The sequence below is a fragment of the Kitasatospora sp. NPDC002965 genome (genome assembly GCF_040611255.1).
In the GTDB taxonomy this organism is placed as follows: domain Bacteria; phylum Actinomycetota; class Actinomycetes; order Streptomycetales; family Streptomycetaceae; genus Kitasatospora.
This window is the reverse complement of record NZ_JBEXNT010000078.1, coordinates 1-19,418: the sequence shown is the minus strand read 5'-3', so window position 1 is coordinate 19,418 and position 19,418 is coordinate 1. Positions and strand designations below refer to the sequence as shown.

14 protein-coding genes are annotated in these 19,418 nt (G+C 74.5%); 9 read left to right on the top strand and 5 right to left on the bottom strand.

The window, feature by feature from the left end:
* Positions 1-188: 188 nt before the first annotated feature.
* The gene (locus tag ABZY91_RS26400) at positions 189-623 is read left to right on the top strand and encodes a hypothetical protein (protein WP_355405510.1); all 435 of its coding nucleotides are present in this window, start codon (positions 189-191) and stop codon (positions 621-623) included.
* A 95-nt stretch (positions 624-718) separates the two neighbouring features.
* Here ABZY91_RS26400 and ABZY91_RS26395 read toward each other — a convergent pair whose 3' ends face one another.
* Together ABZY91_RS26395 and ABZY91_RS26390 are read right to left on the bottom strand one after the other, a co-directional pair.
* Positions 719-2,392 (bottom strand): 4Fe-4S binding protein, encoded by a 1,674-nt coding sequence (locus ABZY91_RS26395; protein WP_355405509.1) that lies wholly within the window; start codon positions 2,390-2,392, stop codon positions 719-721.
* A gap of 139 nt (positions 2,393-2,531) precedes the next feature.
* Positions 2,532-3,461 (bottom strand): diiron oxygenase, encoded by a 930-nt coding sequence (locus ABZY91_RS26390; protein WP_329882006.1) that lies wholly within the window; start codon positions 3,459-3,461, stop codon positions 2,532-2,534.
* Between the two features lie 306 nt (positions 3,462-3,767).
* Here ABZY91_RS26390 and ABZY91_RS26385 point away from each other — a divergent pair, with 306 nt between their 5' ends.
* The 4 genes from ABZY91_RS26385 (at position 3,768) to ABZY91_RS26370 (ending at position 9,937) form a co-directional block, all read left to right on the top strand.
* Complete coding sequence (locus ABZY91_RS26385) at positions 3,768-6,329, top strand: SpoIIE family protein phosphatase (protein ID WP_355405508.1); 2,562 nt, start codon at positions 3,768-3,770, stop codon at positions 6,327-6,329.
* Between the two features lie 132 nt (positions 6,330-6,461).
* Entirely contained in the window at positions 6,462-6,698 is a 237-nt protein-coding gene (locus ABZY91_RS26380) for a chaplin (protein ID WP_355405507.1), read from the top strand.
* Between the two features lie 126 nt (positions 6,699-6,824).
* Entirely contained in the window at positions 6,825-8,546 is a 1,722-nt protein-coding gene (locus tag ABZY91_RS26375; RefSeq protein ID WP_355405506.1) for an NAD(P)/FAD-dependent oxidoreductase, read from the top strand.
* Positions 8,543-9,937 carry a glutamate-cysteine ligase family protein gene (locus tag ABZY91_RS26370; RefSeq protein ID WP_355405505.1) on the top strand — a complete coding sequence of 465 codons (1,395 nt, stop codon included), beginning with the start codon at positions 8,543-8,545 and terminating at the stop codon, positions 9,935-9,937. Before ABZY91_RS26375 ends, ABZY91_RS26370 begins: the two co-directional genes overlap by 4 nt.
* 86 nt (positions 9,938-10,023) lie before the next feature.
* Here ABZY91_RS26370 and ABZY91_RS26365 read toward each other — a convergent pair whose 3' ends face one another.
* Both ABZY91_RS26365 and ABZY91_RS26360 read right to left on the bottom strand, forming a co-directional pair.
* Entirely contained in the window at positions 10,024-11,394 is a 1,371-nt protein-coding gene (locus ABZY91_RS26365; protein ID WP_329949400.1) for a glycoside hydrolase family 18 protein, read from the bottom strand.
* 348 nt (positions 11,395-11,742) lie between these two features.
* Positions 11,743-12,690, bottom strand: coding sequence for a nitrilase-related carbon-nitrogen hydrolase (locus ABZY91_RS26360; protein ID WP_355405504.1), 948 nt, complete (start codon positions 12,688-12,690; stop codon positions 11,743-11,745).
* A 451-nt stretch (positions 12,691-13,141) separates the two neighbouring features.
* Here ABZY91_RS26360 and ABZY91_RS26355 point away from each other — a divergent pair, with 451 nt between their 5' ends.
* Together ABZY91_RS26355 and ABZY91_RS26350 are read left to right on the top strand one after the other, a co-directional pair.
* Positions 13,142-13,552 (top strand): hypothetical protein, encoded by a 411-nt coding sequence (locus ABZY91_RS26355; protein WP_355405503.1) that lies wholly within the window; start codon positions 13,142-13,144, stop codon positions 13,550-13,552.
* A 1-nt stretch (position 13,553) separates the two neighbouring features.
* Positions 13,554-14,399: a hypothetical protein gene (locus ABZY91_RS26350; protein WP_355405502.1), complete on the top strand. Its 846-nt coding sequence runs from the start codon at positions 13,554-13,556 to the stop codon at positions 14,397-14,399.
* 57 nt (positions 14,400-14,456) lie between these two features.
* On the opposite strand, the gene ABZY91_RS26345 is transcribed toward ABZY91_RS26350, so the two are convergent.
* Positions 14,457-14,936, bottom strand: a complete 480-nt coding sequence (locus ABZY91_RS26345; protein WP_355405501.1) for a hypothetical protein — start codon at positions 14,934-14,936, stop codon at positions 14,457-14,459.
* 323 nt (positions 14,937-15,259) lie between these two features.
* Here ABZY91_RS26345 and ABZY91_RS26340 point away from each other — a divergent pair, with 323 nt between their 5' ends.
* Positions 15,260-16,387, top strand: a complete 1,128-nt coding sequence (locus ABZY91_RS26340; protein WP_355405500.1) for a hypothetical protein — start codon at positions 15,260-15,262, stop codon at positions 16,385-16,387.
* A 257-nt stretch (positions 16,388-16,644) separates the two neighbouring features.
* On the top strand, positions 16,645-19,326 hold the full coding sequence (locus ABZY91_RS26335) for a PKD domain-containing protein (RefSeq protein WP_355405499.1): 2,682 nt from the start codon (positions 16,645-16,647) through the stop codon (positions 19,324-19,326).
* The last annotated feature ends 92 nt before the right edge of the window (positions 19,327-19,418 follow it).

Genomic DNA, 19,418 nt, shown 5'->3' with positions numbered 1-19,418 from the left:
ACGGCACGCTCCCGGCGTCCGGTTCCCCCCGATCGGTCCCGGACGTCCCGGGCCCACGGTCCGTTCCCGGGTGTCAAATGGCCGTCAAGATTGCCGGATCCTGGCAATGTGCGAACGGCCCTGCCCTGCCAGGATCTCCACGGCGCCCGGGGGGCCGGCGCCGCGAGGAGAGCCGGAGGGGCGAACGGATGCGGGGATTCTTCAAGGCCGCGCCGGGCTCTCCGATCCTGGTGACGGCCGTCGAGTACTGGGTGTCGGCCCTGCTCGGCGGCTTCGGGGCCGACGCCGCGCACGGGGGTCGCGACGTCGGCCGCCGCACCGGATCCGAATCCGGCGGTGCGGAGGCGTGCGTCGAGCCGTGTGCCGGCGACCAGGGGGACTGGGACGGTGACGCGTTCCCTCTCGTCGGCCGCGCCTGCGTGATCCTCCCCGGAGGCGCCACCGCCACCTCGGGCTGGGCCGAGACCAGCACCGACGACGGCGCCCCCGCCCTCCTGCCGGTCCGCACCGCGCCCGGCGACCCCGCCCTCCCGGCCGGCCGCACCGCCCTCCTCCACTCCCACGACACCGCGACCGGCGTCTTCCTGGTCTCCCCCCTCGACCTCACCGCACTCTTCAGCTGACAGCCGGCCCGACCCACGCAGCCCCCCGCACGTGTGGCTCGGTGACCTCCTGCGCGCCGTCGGCGCGAGGGAGGTCTGACCGCCCTTCCCGCACCTCAGCGGCGGGCGGCCGCGAGGAGGGCGGGGACGGTGGGGAGCTTGACCCGGGGGCGGCCGGTGGCCTGGCCGCGGGCGCGTTCGGCCTGCTCGATGGCGCGCAGGTGGCGCAGGCCGAGGGCGTCGGGGCGGCGGGTGCGGACCAGCCGGTCGAACTCCTTGCGCGTGCCCGTGGGTACCGGAAGCGCACGGGCGGCGGCGTCGTCCAGCAGGGCGTCCACGGTCTCCTGGGAACAGGCCCGGTTGGCGCCGATGCCGCCGGAGGGGCCGCGCTTGGCCCAGCCGACGAGGTACGCGCCGGGGAGCGGGCGGCCCGTGGCCGGGTCGAGGACGCGGCCGGCCCGGTGCGGGACGCTTCCGGCGGCCTCGTCGAAGGGGAGCCCGGGGACGGGAACGCCGCGGTGGCCGATGGAACGCACCACCAGGCCCGTCCGGAGCAGGGCGTCCGTACCGGCCAGCCGGACGGCCTCGACCCGCTCGGCCCCGGCGGCCCCGGCGGGGCCGGTGCCGACGAGCTCGGTGGGCGTGGCGAGGAAGCGCAGCACGATCCGCCGGCCGGGGCGCGGCGGGCCCGCGCCGTCGACGCGCTCCAGCGGAAGGCCCGCGAGCAGCGCCGCGCCCGAGCCCTCGGGGGCGGCCGCGAGGGCGGCCCGGACCTCGGGGTGATCGTCCACCACGACCTCGACGCCCGGTAGTTGGGTGAGGGCCAGGAACTCGGGCCCGGTCCACGCCGCGTGCTCGGGCCCGCGCCGGGCGAGCAGCACCACCTCGCGGATCCGGCTCCGGCGGAGCGCGGCGAGGGCGTGGTCGGCGATGTCGGTGGCGGCCAGCCGGTCGGGATCGGTGAGCAGGATCCGGGCGACGTCGACGGCGACGTTGCCGTTGCCGATGACGACCGCCCGTTCCGCACCGGGACCGTCCGCGGCGGCGGCACCCAGGTCGACCGCGTCGGCCGGGACGGTCGGCTCCGCGTTGTACCAGCGGACGAAGGTGGTGGCGGGCAGGCTGCCGGGAAGGTCCTCGCCCGGGAGGCCGAGCCTGCGGTCGGCGGCGGCGCCGACCGCGTACACCACCGCGTGGTGGTGGGCGGCGAGTTCGGCGTGGGTGAGGTCGGCGCCGACCTCGACGTTGAGGTGGATCCGCAGGCGCGGGTCGTGGAAGACGGACGCGAAGCTCTCGGCGATCCGCTTGGTCGACTGGTGGTCGGGGGCGACGCCGTGCCGCAGCAGACCGCCGGTCACCGGAAGCCGGTCGATCATGGTGAGTTCGGCACCGGTGGTGCGCAGCAGCGTCTGGGCGGTGTAGCCGGCCGAGGGCCCGGTGCCGACGATGGCGACCCGCAGCGGCCCGGTGCCGAGGTCGAGGCCGGCGGGCAGGCTGCGGGGGAAGGCGGGCGTGCCCCAGGCGTGGTCGGAGGGGTGGTCGCGGAACCAGTCGCGGTTGAGGTCCCCGAAGACGGTGTCCGGCCCCGTCAGGCGGTCGACGGGGAAGACGGCGTCCACGGGGCAGGCGTCGGCGCACGCGCCGCAGTCGATGCAGGCCGCCGGGTCGATGTAGAGCATGTCGGTCCGGCCGAAGTCGGGCTCGTCCGGCGTGGGGTGGATGCAGTTGACCGGGCAGACGGACACGCACGAGGCGTCGTTGCAGCAGGTACGGGTGATCGCGTAGGCCATGGCGGAGGTGGGGTCCTCGCTGCGTGGGTTCCAGTGGGTTCGGGTGCGTGCGGGCCGACGCGGGCCGATGCGGGCCGATGCGGGCCGATGCGGGCCGCGCCCTGAACGCGTCGGGTCGTGAACGGGGCCGGGTCGCGCCTCAGAGCATGTCGACGCGGCGGTAGAGCGCCGCCGAGGCCCGGGTGAGCAGGCCGGTCTCGGCCAGGAAGGCCATCAGGTGGCGGCTGCTGGTGCGCATCATCGCCCGCCGGTGCCCGCTGGCCCGGGCCTCGGCCACCGCCCTGCCGACGTCCAGCCCGGCCGCCGCGTACACGCCCGGGTGGACCATGCTGCTGACGATGACGTAGGCCCCGGTCGCGATCCCCGTGGCGGCCGCCCGGCGGCGGGCGGGGCCCGCACCGCGCAGCCGTTCGCGGATCTCCTGGCGGGCGAACTTCATGTGCCGGGACTCCTCGACCACATGGATCCGGGACGTCCCCCGGACGATCTCCAGGACGTTCTCGCCGCGCATCCAGTCGCGCTGCATGACGTCCAGCACCTCCTCGGCCACCAGGATGCCGCCGTAGGCGAGTTCGCCCCGGGCGAGGGCCTTGAAGGCGCGGCCGGCCTGGGCGATGAGCCGGTTCGGCCTGTACTGCGGGACGCCCATCTTCTCGCAGGCCCGGGCGAACATGATCGAGTGCCGGCACTCGTCGGCGATCTCGGTGAGCGCGAAGCGGAACGCGGCGCTGGCGGGGTCCTTGAGGTACTGGTCGCGCAGCACCATCTGCTGGAGGATCATCTCGAACCAGATGCCGGTGGTCATGATCGAGCAGACCTCGTGCCGGGTGAGGACGACCCGCTGCTCCTCGGTCATCTCCGCCCAGAGCGCGGTGCCGTAGAGGGTGCTCCACTCCGGGTTGAGCCCGTAGTCCCCGGGCGGGAGCGGGGCGTCCCAGTCGATCTCGACGGCCGGGTCGTAGGAGAGCGTCGCGGCGGAGTCGAGCAGCCGCCTGGAGACGTCGTCGTCGGCCGCGGTGTGCGCGCTGCCGCGCGCGGTGGTGTGGGTGCGTGGCGCCGGGTGAGCCATGGCTGCCTCCAGGTGGATGCTCCGGGTGGGTGGCCTGCGCGGGATCCCGCCCGCCCCGCTTATTGACGGAGAGTACAATAAGAGCCCGCGCCCGAGAACCCCCTGCGCGGCAGGACACCGCCTCCCCGGCCGGGCGCCGCCCCGAGCCCCTCCCGCGCCCCTCCGCCACCCCTCCCGTACGCCGCCGGTCCCCCGGGCGGCCCTGTGGCCGGGCCCGCGAAACTGGCGGCCCCGGCCGGCCGGGGGATGATGGAGAGGTCCCAGGCCGCGCCCCGGAGGCGCCGGCGGAGGAGAGGAGCGGACCGGATGAGCGCGGCGGACGCCCTGCACCGTGGCCGATCGCCCTTCCTCGGCAGCGCGGCCGGAGCCCTGCTCGACGCGGACGGCCGCATCGTCGGCTGGACCCTGGAGGCCGAACGGCTGCTCGCCCTCGGCGCCGCCCAGGTCCGCGGCCGGCCCGTCCGGGAACTGCTCGCCGACCCGGCGGGGTGGCCCTCCCTGGCGGACCTCACCGAGCAGCAACGGCTCGACGGCTGGTCCGGCGCGGCGGAGCTCCGCTCCGGACGGGGCGAGGAGCTGGCGGTCGCCTACCAGGTGCTGCCGCTCGGCGGCCCGCCCACCGAACCGTGCAGCTGCCCGCCCACCGGCCCGCACGAGGGCCTCCGCGACGGCCACGACCGGCCCGACGCCCCCGCCCGGTACTTCGTCCTCGCCGCCCCCGCGACGCAGGTCGCCCGCTCGCGCCAGGACCAGGCGTTCACCCGCGAACTGTTCCTCCAGGACCGCGTCGGCCTCGCCGTCTTCGACGACCGGTTGCGGCTGATCCGCACCAACACCCACCTGCTCCCCTACAGCGGCCTCCCACCGGACCTCCGGGGCCGCCGCCTCGGCGACTTCCTCCAGCCCCAGGACGCCGAGGCGGTCGAGCGCGGACTGCACGAGGTGCTGCGCACCGGCCGGCCGCTGGTCGGCGCGGAGGAGCTGGTCCGCACCATCGAGGACCCGGCCGGCGGCGCCGTGATGGCGATCTCCGCGTTCCGGCTCCAGGCCCCGGACGGTCAGGTCATCGGGGTCACCGCGCTGTTCACCGACGTCACCGAACTGCACCGGTCCGGCGAACGGCTCGCGCTGCTCCACCGGGCCACCGCCGCCGTCGGCGGTTCGCTGTCGGTCTCGGCGACCGCCGAGGAGCTGGCGGCCGTCCTCGCCCCCGGGCTCGCCGACCTGGCCGTGGTCGACGTCGCCGAAGCCGTGTTCGTCGGCGAGGAACCGGCCCCGGGCCGGGACGGCCGCCTGGTGCTGCGCCGTACCGCCGTGGCCGTCACGCCGGGACCGAACGCGCTCCCGGCCCCACCCACCGGCGTCGCCGTCCAGGTCGACCCCGACGACCCGCCCACCCTCGCCGATCCCGCCGATCCCGCCGATCCCGCTGCCCCGGCCGAAGGCGCCGGCGTCATGGGCACGCCCGGCGTCGAGGCCCCCGACGCCGGGGCGGGCGGAGCCGCAGCCGGGGCCGACACCCCGGCGGGTGCCTCGACCGAGATGACCGCCCCGATGCGCGCCGGCGGCAGCCTCCTCGGCCGGGTGACCGTCCGACGCGCCCCGAACCGGCCGCCCTACCTGCCCGCCGACCGCGAACTGCTGCGCGAGATCGCCGACCGGGCCGCCCTCGCCCTGGACAACGCCCGCCGCTACACCCGCGAGCACCGCGCCGCCGTCGGCCTCCAGCGCAGCCTGCTGCCCCCCTCGCAGGCCGAGACCGCCGCCGTCTCCACCGCCAGCGTCTACCTGCCGACCGACACCGCGAGCGGCATCGGCGGCGACTGGTTCGACGTGATCCCGCTCTCCTCCGCCCGGGTCGCCCTGGTCGCCGGGGACGTCGTCGGCCACGGGCTCGCCGCGAGCGCCACCATGGGGCGGCTGCGCACCGCCGTCCGGACGCTCGCCGACCTCGACCTGGAACCGGACGAGCTGCTGGTCCATCTGGACGACCTGGTCGCCCAGCTGATGGTCGAGGCCGAACGGCCGGACGAGGAGGCCGACCCGGACGACCACCAGCAGGCCGTCCCCTTCGGCGCCACCTGCGTGTACGCGGTGTACGACCCGGTGTCGCGGCGCTGCGCGATGGCCTCCGCCGGGCATCCGCCCCCCGCCGTCGTCGCCCCGGACGGCGCCGTCACCTACGTGCCCGTCCGGCCGGGTCCGCCGCTCGGCGTCACCGGCCTGCCGTTCGAGGTGACGGAGGTCGAACTCGTCCCCGGCAGCCTGCTCGCGCTCTACACCGACGGGCTGATCCAGGGGTACGGCGACGACCTCGACGAGGGGATGGCCGAACTGGGCCGCCGGCTCGCCGCCGTGGCCGGGCCCGGCCCCGCCGCCGGCGACGCCGGCACCCCGTCGTTGCGCGACCTCGGCCGCGAGGTCGTCGCCGGTCTGCCCGCGCACCGCCTCACCGACGACGTCACGCTGCTGCTCGCCCGGACCCGGGCGGTACCGGCCGAAGCCACGGCGGGCTGGACCCTCGACACCGACCCGGCCGGCGTCGCCCGGGTCCGGGAGGCCGCCACCGGACAGCTCCGCGCCTGGGGCCTGGAGGACCTGGTGTTCACCACCGAACTGGTGCTGAGCGAGCTGGTCACCAACGCGATCCGCTACGCCGGCGGCCCGGTCGGCGTCCGGCTGATCCGCGCCGAACGCCTCACCTGCGAGGTCTCCGACCCCAGCGCCACCCAGCCCCGGATGCGCCGGGCCCGCCTCACCGACGAGGGCGGACGCGGCCTCTACCTGGTCGCCCAGCTCACCAACCGCTGGGGCAGCCGCTACACCCGGCAGGGAAAGACGATCTGGGCGGAGCAGGACCTCCCCTGAGCGGGCATCCCCTCAGCGGCCCTCCCGGCCGTGCCACGGACACGCCCCCGATCCGACCAATGCGGGTCAGTCGCCACCCTCGCCCGGTGTGATTGGTGCTCTGATGTGCCAACTCACCCGTTAAGGAGAGACATGCGTACTCGCACCACCCTCGCCGCCTGCGCCCTCGCCGCCGCTGCGGTCCTCGCCGGCGGCGGTACCGCCGCCGCCGACTCCGTCGCCGAGGGTGTGGCCGTCGGCTCCCCCGGCGTCCTCTCCGGCAACCAGATCCAGATCCCCGTCCACGTCCCGATCAACGTCTGCGGCAACTCGATCAGCATCATCGGGGCCCTGAACCCGGCCTTCGGCAACACCTGCATCAACACCTGATCGGCCGCCCCGGACGCGGGCCCGCCCCTCCCGGGCGGGCCCGCGTCCGCGCGTCCGGCCCCGTCCGCGCGCCCGGTCGCGTCCGGATGGGCGCTCCCGGGTGGCTCGTGTGCGATGCACCGCCTCATGCTGGGGCGACGACCCAGCGAGGTGCTGATGTTCGACGAAAGCTTCGCCTTCCCCAAGAGCCTGCTGACGCCGACGGCCGGAGCCACCGGCCGCGGCGCGGTGATCGGCGCCGGCATCGCCGGCCTGGTCGCCGGCTACGAGCTCCAGCGCCGGGGCTACGACATCGTCCTGTACGAGCGGCTGAACCGCCCGGGGGGCCGCGTGCGCACCCACCGCTTCTGGGACGGCACGTACGCCGACCTCGGCGCGATGCGCGTCCCCGCGAACCACCACTGCATCCAGCACTACATCGCGGCGTTCGGGCTGCGGACCCGCCCGTTCGTCAACTTCAACCCCGCCGCCTACTACCACCTGCGCGGCCACCGCGTCCGCATCCGGGACGGGCGGTCGCTGAACTCCGTCTACGCGCTGCGCGCCGAGGAGCTCGGCGCCCCGCTCGACGTCCTGGACAGGCTGCTGAGGGCGGTGTGGAGCTCGCTGACCGCTGACCAGCAGCGGCGCCTGCTGGCCGGCCGGTGGGACGATCCCGCCCTCGACCGGCTCACCACCGTGTCGCTCTGGCAGTACGTCCACGAGCGGCTGTCGCCGGAGGCCTGGCACCTGCTGGGCCACGCCAGCGGCCTGGCGCACTACGAGCAGTCGTGCCTGCTGGAGGTCCTCGTCGACTACTTCGGCCTGTTCCACCTCGGGCAGGTGGAACTCGTCGGCGGGATGGACACCCTGGTGCAGTCCTTCGTCCGGGCGCTGCGGCCGGGGACCCTGTGCCTGTCCACCCGGATCGACGAGCTCTCGCTGACCGGATCGGGCGTGCGGGTGCGGGGACTGCGGCTGGGCAGCCCGGTCTCCGACCGGTTCGACTTCGTGGTCTGCTGCGTCCCGGTGCCCGCCCTGGACCAGATCGTCTTCCGGCCCGACCTGCCGCACCACCAGCAGCACGCCATCCGCGGCATCAGCTACGCCAGCAGCACCAAGGTCCTGGTGCACACCCGACGGCGCAGCTGGGAGCTGGCGGACGGGATCTTCGGCGGCGGCAGCTTCACGGACATGCCGATCCAGCAGTGCTGGTACCCGTCGGACAACGCCCGCACGCTCGTGGACGGGACCGGCCCCGGGGGGAGCGCGTCCGGCGGGAACGGATCCGGCGGTAACGGCCACCGCGGCCACCGCGGCCACGGGCCCGACGTCGGCGGCTCCGTCGTCAGTGGCTCCGTCAGTGGCTCCGGCAGCGGGTCCTACAGCGGCTCCGGCAGCCCGAACGGCGACGGCCCGGCCGGAGGCCCGTACCTGGTCGCCCTCGACCCCGACCGGTCCCACGAGTCCGCGGTGCTCACCGGCGCCTACCTCTGGGGCGCCAACGCCCGCCGCTTCACGACCCTCCCGCAGCCCGACCGCGACCTGCTGGTGCTCAAGTGCCTGGAGCGGCTGCACCCCCTCATCCGCCACGACGTCGACGACATCGTGCACTGGAACTGGGACGACCAGATCGGCCTGGGCGGCGGCGCGTTCGCCCACCTCGCACCCGGCGAGCACATCCGCTACCTGCGCGGACTGGGCACCCCGCACCCGGCCGACGACCCGCGGATCTACTTCGCGGGCGAGCACCTGTCCGCCTCGCACGCGTGGATGCAGGGCGCCGCGCAGTCGGCCCTCGACGTGGTGCTCCGGGTGCTCGACCAGGGGAAGCGGTACGGCACCGCCACGGTGGGGAGCCGACCGTGACCGGCGGGCGCGTGGCCGGCGGCGTCGGCGGGACCGGCGGGACCGGGCCCGGACGGCTGCGGCGCGAGGACCTCAGGTCGATCTTCGTCCCGGCGGCGGGCGGCACCGAACTGGTCGGGCTGGAGATCGAGAACGGCGTGGTCGACCCCGAGACCGGCCTCGCCGCCCCCTACGAGGGCGCGGGAGGGATCGAGGAGGTCCTGGAGACCGTGCTCGCCGAGTGGGGCGGCGAACGCCGGACGGACGCCGGGCGGCTGACCGGCGTCGACCTGCCGGGCGGTGACCTCGTCACGCTGGAGCACGGCGGGCAGCTGGAGTACTCGTCCGTCCCGGTGGCCGGCCTGGCCGCGGCCGTGGACGGCACGCGCGAGGCGTTGGAGCGGCTGTCCGAGCTGGTCGGACGGTTCGGTCTGGCCCTGCTGCCGGGCGCGCGGCTCCCCTTCGACCGGGTGGACGCGATGACGTGGGTGCCGATGGTCCGCGGCGCCGTCATGCGGGACTACTTCACCCGGATCGGCGCGGCCGGGCGCGGGGCGCCGAACGTCATGGCGCTCTCGCTGTCCGCCCAGGTGCACCTGGACTACCTCTCGGAGCGGGACTTCACCGAGAAGCTGCGGATGCAGATGGCGGCGTCCTCGACGGTCACCGCGCTGTTCGTCAACTCGCCCCTGCACGAGGGCCGTTCCAACGGTCTGCTGTCACACCGCTCGCAGGACTGGCTGCGGATGGACCCGGGCCGCTGCGGTGTCATGCCGGCCGCCCTGCGGGACGACGTGGGCGCCGACGACGTCGTCGACTGGGCTCTCGGGCTCCCGATGATCTACCACCGGGGCGCGGACGGGGGCTACCGGCCGGCGCCCGACCGGCCGTTCGGCGCGATCCTGCGGCAGGGCTTCGACGACGGCACCCTTCCGGGGTTCGACGACTGGGTCTCCCACCTGTCGCAGATCTGGACGGCGGTCAGGGTCCGCCGGACCCTGGAGCTCCGGGCCGGGGACGGCCCGCCGTACCCGCACCTCGCGGCCGTCCCCGCGCTGTGGGTGGGGCTCAGCTACCACCCGCCGTCGCGGGCGGCGGCCTGGAACCTGCTGCGCCCCTACAGCGCGGCGGACCACCGGGCGGCGATGGCCGCGCTGCCGTCCGAGGGCCTGCGGACGGACCTCGGCGGCGACCGCGTCCACGACCTCGCGGCGGAACTGGTCCGGCTCGCCCGGGCCGGGCTGCGGGCCCGGGTCGAGGCAGGGCTGGAACCGCCGAAGGTCCTCGCCTACCTCGATCCCCTGGACGAGGTGCTGCACACCCGGAAGACGTTCGCCGAACAGTGCGCGGACCGCTGGGAGGCCGACCTGCGGCGCGAACCCCGGCGCTACGTCGCGACGTTCCGCGTCTGATCCTCCCCGCCGAAGCCGCAGGTCCGGCCCGACGCGAGTCGGACCGGACCTGCGGAACGTGCGGTGTGCGGAACGTGCGGTGCGCGTCAGTGCCGGCGGCTCAGGCCCTGGTCGATCGCCGTGATCAGCTCACCGTTCGGGGTGTCCCCGTCGAGCGACCAGATCATGGCGCCGCCGAGACCCTCGTTGCGCACGTACGCGGCCTTGGCGCGCAGCACGGTCGGGTCGTCGTACGTCCACAGGGTGGTGCCGTCGAAGAGCCAGGCGTGGCCGTTCTTCTGGCCCCGGTACAGCTTGTACGTCCCCGAGTCGGCGAGCTTCTTCAGGAGCTTGTAGTCCTCGGTACCGGCCGTCCAGGTCGCCGGGGCGGGACCGGCGGCGGGCTGCCCGAGACCGTCGCCCCCTCCCGTGACCCCGGTCCAGCCCTGGCCGTAGAACGGCAGGCCGGTCACCAGCTTGCGTGCGGGGGCGCCCCGCCGCAGCCAGGCGTTGACGGTCTGGTCGACGCTGAAGTCGTTCCGGGCGTAGAGCGCGGACTGCTGGGCGGTGGTCTTCTCGCCGGAGACGTGGAAGTCGTAGCCCTGGAGGTTCACGAAGTCGAAGTCCCGGATGATCTTGGAGACCTCGAAGCCCGCGTCGATCTTGGCGGGGGCGGTGGGCACGTAGGCACTCAGTTCGAAGTGCTTGCGGCGGGACAACGACTTCCCGTACGCGTCGATCTGGGTGCGGAACTCGTGGACGAGGGCGGTGAAGTTCTTCTTGTCCTCGGGGCGGATGCCGTTGCCGGGGGCGCCCTCGGAGCCGGGCCACTCCCAGTCGAGGTCGATGCCGTCGAAGAGCCCCGCGGCGGCGCCCGCGCCACCCCGGGCACCGTCGGCCGGCAGGTTGCCCTTGAGGTAGAGGTCGATGCAGGAGGCGACCAGTGCCTTGCGCCCGGCGGCGGTGCGCGCCGCGTCCGAGAAGTAGGCCGAGCCGCTCCAGCCGCCCAGCGAGATCATCAGCTTGAGGTCCGGGTGCTCGGCCTTGAGCTTGCGGAGCTGGTTGAAGTTGCCGGCCAGCGCCTGGCCGTCGGCGTCGGCCACGCCGTCCACCGACTCGGCCGCGCCGACCGGGCGGACGTAGTCGGCCCAGGTGTCGGAGCCGGGGCCGCCCATCTGGCAGGTGCCCGCCGAACCGACGTTGCCGAAGGCGTAGTTGATGTGGGTGAGCTTGTCGGCGGTGCCGCTCGTCTCCAGGTCCTTGACGTGGAAGTTGCGGGCGTAGACGCCCCACTGGATGAAGTAGCCGACCCGCTTGTACTTGAACCCGCCGGACCGGTCCTGGTCGCCCGAGTCCCGGGAGACGGCCGCCGAATCGGGGTCGGCCGCCATCGCGGCGGGCGCCAGCGGGACGAGGAGGCCGAGCAGGGCCGCGGCGGTTGCGCCGAGGGTCAGCCGGGTCGTGGATCTGTGACGCATGACGAGATCACCCCTTGTGCGGTGGGGGCCGCACGATCGTGGGAACGGAGGACGGCGGCAGGGAGACCACTGCCCCGAACGGTCCGTCGCGGGACGGACCGGGCCCGGAGGCCGTCACGTGCGGGGCGCGACGACTCAACAGGGGTAGGTCTAGACCTGTCAACCGGATCGGGCAAAGGTTTTGCAAACGCCGCACCCCGCCGGACCGATCGCCCCCGCACGACCCAAGTCCCGTAAGAACCGCCAAAATTGACGGCCAGTCCGATACTCCCGAACCCGGGGTTGCGTACGGCGCCGGCCCCCTGCGACGCGACCGTGACCGCAGGGGGCCGGACTCCCGGCCGGGCCCTAGACCGCCGGGGTGGCGAGTTGCTCGGTGAGCGGGCCGTACAGCTCGGGGCGACGGGTCCGCAGGAGGCCGAACTCCAGCCAGTCCCGGCGCTGGTCGAGGTCGAGGTCGGCGACGAGGACGGCGGGCCGGTCCCGCGGGGCGCGCAGCACGACGCGGCCGTAGGGGTCGGAGATGAAGGAGGAGCCGTAGAACGTGGATCGGCCTTCGGTGCCGATCCGGTTGGGCACGATCATGAAGAGGGCGTTGGCGAGGCCGTTCGCGCTGATGGCGTGCTCCCACAGGGGCCGGGTGTCGAAGTCCGGCAGGTCCACCTCGGAGCCGATCGCGGTGGGGTGGACGAGGATCTCGGCGCCCCGGAGCGCGTAGGCGCGGGCGAGTTCGGGGAACCACTCGTCCCAGCAGGTGGGGAACCCGAAGCGGGCGCCCTCGTGGGCGACGACCGGGAACCCGCTGTCGCCGGGGCGGAAGCACAGGTCCTCGCGGTAGCCGGGGAACGCGGGGATGTGGTTCTTGCGGGTGCGGGCGATGATCCTGCCGGCGGGATCCACGCAGATCGCGGTGTTGTAGCCCAGGCCGCCGTCCCCGGCGCGCTCGTAGAGGGAGGCGTGGACGGTGATGCCGAGGCCGGTGGCCAGTTCGGCGGCGAGGCGGGCGGTGGGGCCGGTCCCGACGTCCTCCAGGTAGCGGTCCGCGCCGTCGGCCATCGGGTCGTCGGTGTTGCAGAAGTACGGGCTGCGGGTCAGTTCGGGCAGGCACACCACTCGCGCGCCCTGTCCGGCGGCCAGGGCCACGCCCTCGCGCAGCCGGGCGTCGTGCTCGTCCTGGTCGGGGTACCAGCGCATCTGGACGAGGCCGACACGCAGCGGTTCGCGTGCGCCGGGCACGGTGCGCGCGGGTGAGCCCAGCGGGGAGCCGTAGGAGGTGAGGAGGTCGTACGAGGTCACGGGCGGGTCGCCTTCGGGGAGAGGGTGGGCTGGTGGTCCGCGGGTGCCGCGCACGGCATCCTGACTGGATTTTTAGTCAGAATGAGTCACGCAAAAGGATCAGTCAAGGGGTCTCCGGCCGGGACGGGGCAGGGCGAGCGGGGCGGGCCCGCCCTCATTCCGGCGGCGGACCTCCTCGGCTACTCGTCCGAGGCCGAGCGGATCGGCCGAGCGGAGGACAACCGAACGGGGGCGCCACCGGTCCTGGCCAGGGCCGGGACCCGATGCCTCGCCCGGCACGGAAGCACCGCCGGACCCGGGGCCGGCCGAACACCGCACGGACAGAAGCCCCTTCGCGTGCTTCGCTCCAGGTACGAGCAGCCCCGGACCCGTTCCCGGGAATCCGTGGCCGTCCACCTGCGCCGGACCCTCCGCGCCCGCCTCCCTCCCGACACCCGAACAGGGGATCTCCATGAAGCTCCGCCCTCTCGCCGCCACGACCCTCACGGCCTGTGCCCTCGCGGCCGGCACGGCCTTCGTGTCGCCCACCGAAGCCCTCAGCCCCGCCCCGGCTCCGGCCGTCCACGCGGCGGCCGATCCGGTGGCCTGCGCGGCCTCCACCACCGCGGCCGCCACGGCGGCCACCAACGCCGCGGCGGCGGCCGACGCGGCCAAGAGCGACGCGGCCACCTCCGCCGCCGCCGCCAAGGCCCTGGCCGCCGCCATCGCCGCGGGGGAACCCGCGACGGTCCTGGGTGAGGCCGCCGGGACGGCGACCGCGGCCGCCGCCGCGGCCGAGACCTCCGCCGACGCGAGTGCCGCCGCGGCCGCCACCTCCGTCACCGCCGCCCAGGCCGCCGTCACCTCGTGTGCGGCGGCCTGAGATGCGCACGGTCCGGACCGTTCCGGCCGTCCTGGGGGCGATCGTCCTGACCGCGACCGCGGCCGCCCTCGCCCCGTCCACCGCACAGGCCGTCGTGGCCTGCGACGAGGGGGCGCTGGTGGCCGCCGTGAACGCCGCCAACACGGCCGGCGGCGGCGATGTCGTCCTCGCCGCCAACTGCACGTACACGATCACCTCACCCCACAGCAGTGACGGCGACGGCCCGAACGCCCTCCCGGTGATCACCACCGCCATCACCCTGACCGGTGACACGGACACGATCACCCGCTCGTCGACGCCGGGCACACCGGCCTTCCGCATCGCCAAGGTCTCCGCCGGCGGCAGTCTGACCCTCAAGGGCAAGGTCACCCTGCGCAACGGCCGCGCCGCCACGGACGGCGGTGGCATCCTCAACCACGGAGCCGTGACCCTCACCGCCAGCGCGCTCACCGGCAACACCGCCGCAGGCCGGGGCGGCGCCCTCGCCAACGCCGACATCGCGGCCCCCGCCAAGGGCCCGGCCGCGACCTTCACCGACAGCACCGTGTCCGGCAACAGGGCCACCGGCCGGGGCGGCGGTGTCTACAACGGCCTGCGCGGCTCGCTGACCACCACCGGCAGCGCCGTCAACGGCAACAGCTCCGGGGCCCAGGGAGGGGGGATCGCCGCGGTCGACGCGACCTCGACCACCCTCACCAGCACCCCGGTCAGCGCCAACAGCGCCACCGACGCGGCAGGTGTCTACCGACGGAACGGGGCGATGACCCTCACCACCTCGCCCGTCAGCGGCAACGTCCCCGACAACTGTGTCGGCAGCGCCCCCGCCGTCCCCGGCTGCGTCGCCTGACCTCCTGCGAAGGCACCCGCGTCGCCCGAGCCACAGGCCCGGGCGACGCCGGCGCGACTACCGGAACCAACCGGTCCAGACGCCGTTCCTCCCGCGGGTGTTGTACCAGAGCTTGCCGTCCGTGCCGGTCGTGACCAGCTGCAGCACGTACCCATCCTCGGAGGCGACGGACACCCCACCGGTCACCCGCCCGCCCATCGAGACCCACGGGCCCCACTGTCGCGTGCCCGGACCGGTCCACGTACTCCACACCGCGAAGTCGGTGCCGACCGCGAAGACCTGCTCCACCTTGTCCGGGAAGTGGACGTACCAGGGGGAGCCCCACCTGCCGCCGCACAGGTACGGGCCGCCGAGCTTGGGATCGGTGTGCGGCCCCTCCGTGGAGCAGCGCTCCCACGCCGCGTTGAAGGCCTGGGCCGACGTGGCCGTACCCACCGTTCCGGCCAGCGCCAACCCGACGACCACCGCCGCCGAGGCCACCGCCCTCCCGAACCTCCCCGTCCTCGTCGTCCTCGCCATCGCCGCCATCTCCGCCATCTCCGCCTCCGAACACTCCGCCCTGCCGGGCGGCAGGCGCGCGGGAGGACCGACCGCCCGACGTCACGGGCGGCCGCGGCGCCCCGCCCACGAGGCGCCCGTCCTCCCGCACACCTCACCCCGGGCGGACACCCGCCACCACCCCGACCGACCGGTAACAGCCTTACGGCCGGAGCGAGTTGCCCGCGCAACACCGGCGGTCCGGCCCCGACGGGCACGGGCCGGACCGCCGGGGGCCCGGTCCGGACCGGGCAACCCGATCGCTCACGTCCGACCGGCGCCTGCGATACTCGGCGCGACTTCACCCAGAGGAGACATTCCCCATGCGCCTGCGTCACGCCTTCGGGCTGACCGTCGTCGCGGCCACCGCCGTACTCGGCCTGTCCGTCCCGGCCGTCGCCGGACCGGCGGCCGCCGTGACCACCTTCCACACCGAGCAGCGCGTCCAGGCACAGGCGCGGACCGCCCTCGCCGGGGTGCCCGCCCAGCTCCGGACCGGCGTCGATCCCAGGACCGCCGTGCTCCAGCCCGGTGAGCGGGTACAGGTGCTGGGCACCAACGAGACCTCCCTGCTGAACAGCGGCGCCCACTACGGCTACGGGGTCTGGGCCACGTTCTCCACGCTGGCCGCCACCAACCGGCCCTTCGCCGAGAGCACCGTCACCTCGACCGCGATCGGCACCACCACCGACAGCGTGGTCCACAACGTGGCCGCCGCGGGCAACCGGGTCTTCATCGCCGACCGGCGCATGTCGGACGGCCGCTGGTCCTCGTGGGGCGAGATCACCTCGCCCGCCGTCGCCGGGCCGCTGCCCGGCGCCCCCCAGCAGGTCGCCACCGCCGTCATGGGCCGCAAGCTGCACGTCCTCGCCCTCGTCGACGGTGACGTCTACCAGGCCACCGGCGACTGGGGCGCCGGCAGCTGGTCCGGCTGGGGCAACGTCAGCTCGGCCGCCGACCTGCCCCTCTCCACCCGGGTCACGGCCGCCGTCACCGGGAACTCCCTGCACGTCGTGAGCCTCGGTCTCGACGACGGGGTCTACGTCGCGGACGGCAACTACGACCGCGGCACCTGGAGCTCCGGCGAGCCCACCTCCGTGATCGGCCTGCCCTCCGCCATAGCGATCAGCGAGCTCTCCGCCGCCGCGATCGGCAGCAAGCTGCACGTCATCGCCGTGACCGACGAGCGCCTGTACCAGGCCACCGGCGACTACGCCGCCGGCTACTGGGCGGGCTGGCACGACCTGACCACCGCCACCGGGCCGCTCGGCCCGATCGACGACGTCTCCGCCGTCGCCATCGGCAACAAGCTCCACCTGTACGCCCTCTCCCGGCGCTGGATGTACAACGCCACCGGCGACTACGACCGCAGCGCCTGGTCCGGCTGGGGCAACGTCACCACCGCCGTCGGGGCCCCCGGCCTCACCGGCCTCTCGGTCGCCGCCGCCTGACGGCACACAGGCACCACCCGTGAGCCCCCGGCCGAGCACCCTCGGCCGGGGGCTCACGGGCTTTCCGGGGGGAAAGTGAACGATTCGGGCCAGCAAGATCACGACCGTACGACGATCAGATTTACGGTCGCCCACAGAGCATCAGCCCTGCCATACTCGGGCCGATCTTCACCGACCCTGCCCGAAGCGCGCCCAGGACCTACGCGTGCAGGCCCGTCGGTGAACGCACCGTCACATCCTGAAGGGGGAGGCACCACGTGCGTCTGCGTCACGTCCTCGGACTGACTGTCGCCACGGCCAGCGCCGCACTCGGACTGCCGGGACCGGCCACCGCGGCCCCGGCCGCCACCGCGACCACACTCCACGTCAACGAGCTCTCCAGAGACTGCGCGGACCAGGGCGCCGGCACCGGCACCGTCGCGCGGCCGTTCTGCACCGTCTCCGCCGCGGCCGCCGTCGTCGAGCCCGGGCAGACCGTCCGGGTCTGGCCGGGCGACTACCCGGAGGAGGTCCGGATCACCCGCTCCGGCACCCCGGAGCAGCCGATCACCTTCCTCGGCGGTCCCGTCGACACCGCGCCCTTCCACAACGCACCGGCCGTCCGTGGACCGGCGGACCGCAGCTCCTTCGTCCTGACCGGCGTGCACGACGTCACGATCCGGGGCTTCCGGACGTTCGCCCCGCGCGGCGTGCAGGTCCTCGGCTCGACACGGGTGGTCATCGACCAGAACTGGTACGACCGCTCGGGCTACCAGCAGTCCCTCCACATCGGCGAGGGCAGCGACCACGTCACGGTCAGCCGGAACTCCTTCAACCACGGATACGGCCTCGTCGTCGACGGCGCCGCCCACCACGTCCTGGTGACCGGCAACGACTTCAGCCGGACCAGCACCACCGGCGTCACCGCCACCGGCGTGGCCGACCTGGCCGTCACCAACAACACCTTCGCGCTCACCTGCTTCGGCAGCGTCCTACTGGACGGCGACTCGCCGCGGGCCGTGGTGAAGAACAACATCGCGGTCGACGGGAACGCGAAGAGCGGCCAGGCCGACCGTCCGTCCTGCTCGCCCTTCGGCGACGACCAGGCCCAGATCACCGTCTCGGCCGCGGCCGCCCCGACCGCGAGCGTCGACTACAACGTCGTCCACGCGAAGTCCGGCTCGCAGCCCTACAAGTGGGCCGGCACCCGCTACGCGTCCCCGGCCGCGTTCGCCGCCGCCACCGGGCAGGGCACGCACGACCTGGACCTCGACATCGAGTACTCCGCGATGACCCCGGACCGCCCGTTCAACCGGCTGACCTCGGCCGCCGCCGGCGCGATCGACTCCGCCGACCCGACCGCCCCCGGCGTCGGCACCGACCTGTTCGGCCAGCCCGCCCTCGACCACCCCGACGTCGCCAACACCGGGACCGGCACCCGCGACCGCGGCGCCCACGAGCTCGGCGGCATGGTCGGCGAGACCCGTCTGGAGATCACCGGCGAGGGCGTCACCACCCCGAAGGGACCGGTGCCCTTCACCGTCGTCGCCCAGCTCGGCTTCGACAACTCCTGGAACCTCGGCCCGGGTGCCTACCTCGTCGACTTCGGGGACGGCAGCGAGCCGGTCCGCACGACGGACGCCACCGTGCGGCACACCTACACCTCGACCGGCTTCCACCCGGTGACCGCCACGGCCGTCGACGCCGCGGGCGGCCGGGCAGCGGCGGCCATCTCGACGATCCAGGCGAACCCGGACTTCCCGCTGCTCGCCAGCTTCAACGCCAAGAACGCGGGCTGGCCGTACACCTACGAGTTCGAGCTCAGCGGGATGTCGCCCTACGCCCTGGTCGACGGCACGATCGACTTCGGCGACGGCAACACCGCCGTGGTGCACTCGGACACCGACCGCGTCACGCACAGCTACGCGGCGGCGGGCAAGTACACCGTGACCTTCACGGCGCGCGACGAGGCCCGGCAGCGGGCCGTCAGCAGGGAGCTCCAGGTCACCGAGACCCCCTCGCTCGCCGTGCTCAAGCCCGGTGAGCGGGTGCAGGTGCTGGCCACCGGCTACTCCTCGCTGCTGAACAGCGGCGCGCACTACGGTTACGGCGTCTGGGCGCCGTTCACCTCCGTCCCCGCCGACGGGCGGCCGTTCCCCGAGAACGCCGTCACCTCGACCGCGGTCGGCACCACCGACGACGGCGTGGTCCACAACGTGGTCGCGGCCTCCGGCCGGATCCACATCACCGACCGGTCCATGTCGGACGGCAGTTGGAGCCGCTGGGGCGAGGTGACCGCGGGCTACGCCGCCGGTCCGCTGCCCGGCGCTCCCCAGCAGGTCGCCGTCACCGCCATGGGCCGCAAGCTGCACGTCCTCGCCCTCGTCGGCGGCAGGGTCTACCAGGCCACCGGCGACTGGAACTCCGGCACCTGGTCCGGCTGGGGCGACGTCACCTCGGCCTCCGGGCTGCACGGTGCCGCGCGGATCACCGCCGCCCGCAACGGCAACTCCCTGCACGTCGTGGCCCTCGGCACCGACGGCCGGGTCTACGACGCCGAGGGCAACTACGACCGCGGCGCCTGGAGCTCCGGCGACGTGACCTCGGCACTCGGCCTGCCCTCCGGCGGGCCCGTCACCCAGCTGTCGGCCGCGTCCATCGGCAGCACCCTGCACGTCGTGGCCACGGCCGGCGGCCGGCTCCACCAGGCCAGCGGTGACTACGCCGCCGGCCGCTGGTCCGGCTGGGGCGACGTCACCGCCGCCACCGGCGACCGCGGCTCCGTCGAGCGGGTCTCGGCCGTGGCCATCGGCAACCGGCTGCACCTCTACACCGTCGTCGGCGGCTTCCTGTACAGCGCCACCGGCGACTACGACCGAGGTGCCTGGTCGGAGTGGGAGAGCGTGAGCGCCGCCGTCGGCTCGCCGACGCTCGGCGAGCTCGCGGTCACCGCCTCCTGACACCGCTCCACGGACAGGACGCAGGGCCCGGGCCCCCGCCCTCCCGGCCCCCGGGAACGACCGCTGCCCCTCACCGTGGTGAGGGGCAGCGG